Genomic DNA, 1,322 nt, shown 5'->3' on the forward strand with positions numbered 1-1,322 from the left:
TCGATGTGATCACCATCAGCTTCTGTCTTCGTAACGTAACCGACAAAGACAAAGCACTGCGTTCAATGTTCCGCGTCCTCAAGCCAGGTGGTCGTCTATTGGTTTTGGAATTCTCTAAACCAGTTCTCGAACCACTATCAAAAGTGTACGACGCGTACTCATTCCACCTATTGCCAAAAATGGGCGAATTGGTCGCGAATGACGCAGAAAGCTACCGCTACCTTGCTGAATCTATTCGCATGCACCCAGACCAAGAAACTCTGGAAGGCATGATGCAAGACGCTGGCTTCGAAAACACCAAATACTACAACCTAACGGGTGGTATTGTGGCGTTGCACCGCGGTTACAAATTCTAAGGGTTAACGGCATGCCATTTGAACCTCTTATCACTGCTGTCATTGAAACTTCGCTGAACACACTGATTAAAGACGATCCTGCATTGGGTCGTCGTTTAGCGCGTCTCAAGGGCCAAGTTATCCAAGTTCACCTCAAAGAAATCGACAAGACGCTGACGTTTGTTTTCAGTCAGCAGATTGATGTGCTGGGTAACTACGAAGGTCAGCCTGACTGCTATCTCTCGTTGAATTTGAGCGTGCTGCCTGAGCTGCGTGACCAAGCCAACATCACTCGCTTGATTAAGCAAGACAAGCTTGAACTTGAAGGTGATATTCAACTGGCGCAGAAATTTTCTCAGTTGATGACCGATTGCAAACCGGACATTGAAGAGTGGTTATCTCGCGTAACAGGCGATGTAGTTGCACACACTTTGGTACAAGGCACCAAAAACGTGGGTGGTTTCTTCGTTTCTCAAGCGGAAAAACATCAGCGTCACCTTGCTCAAGTGGTCACAGAAGAGTGGAAATTGGCACCCGCACCATTGGAAGTCGCGTATTTTTGCGATCAAGTGGATGAGGTACGCAGCCAAGCTTCTCGCGTTGAAGCGCGTCTCAATGCTCTATTGAGCAAAGTTGGTTCGGATAAGCCAGCGCTGGAGAAACCATGACGCCAGCAGAACTAAAGCGCTTATACCACATCATCAAAGTACAGCTGGAATACGGCTTGGATGAGTTGTTGCCCGACCATCAACTGACCAAAGCGCCATTATTGATGCGCAAGAGCCTATTCTGGATTAAGAACCAACACCCAGAAAAACCGCTTGGCGAGCGCTTACGTCTTGCGCTGCAAGAGCTTGGCCCTGTGTGGATTAAGTTCGGTCAGATGATGTCAACGCGCCGCGACTTATTTCCTCCGCATATCGCCGATCCACTGGCGCTGTTGCAAGACCAAGTTGCACCCTTTGACGGCGAGCTGGCCGAGCAGCA

General features: G+C 49.0%; 2 protein-coding genes and 1 pseudogene. All 3 read left to right on the top strand.

The window, feature by feature from the left end:
• A partial coding sequence (locus R7E47_RS24490) for a class I SAM-dependent methyltransferase (protein ID WP_318085304.1) occupies window positions 1-356 on the top strand: 356 nt, incomplete at its 5' end.
• An 11-nt stretch (window positions 357-367) separates the two neighbouring features.
• Window positions 368-1,003 (top strand): SCP2 domain-containing protein, encoded by a 636-nt coding sequence (locus R7E47_RS24495; protein WP_005456848.1) that lies wholly within the window; start codon window positions 368-370, stop codon window positions 1,001-1,003.
• A pseudogene (ubiB, locus tag R7E47_RS24500) lies at window positions 1,000-1,322 on the top strand (ubiquinone biosynthesis regulatory protein kinase UbiB); the annotation flags it as partial. The gene R7E47_RS24495 and the pseudogene ubiB, both read left to right, overlap by 4 nt.

The sequence above is a fragment of the Vibrio sp. Vb1026 genome (genome assembly GCF_033338745.1).
In the GTDB taxonomy this organism is placed as follows: Bacteria; Pseudomonadota; Gammaproteobacteria; order Enterobacterales; family Vibrionaceae; genus Vibrio; species Vibrio alginolyticus.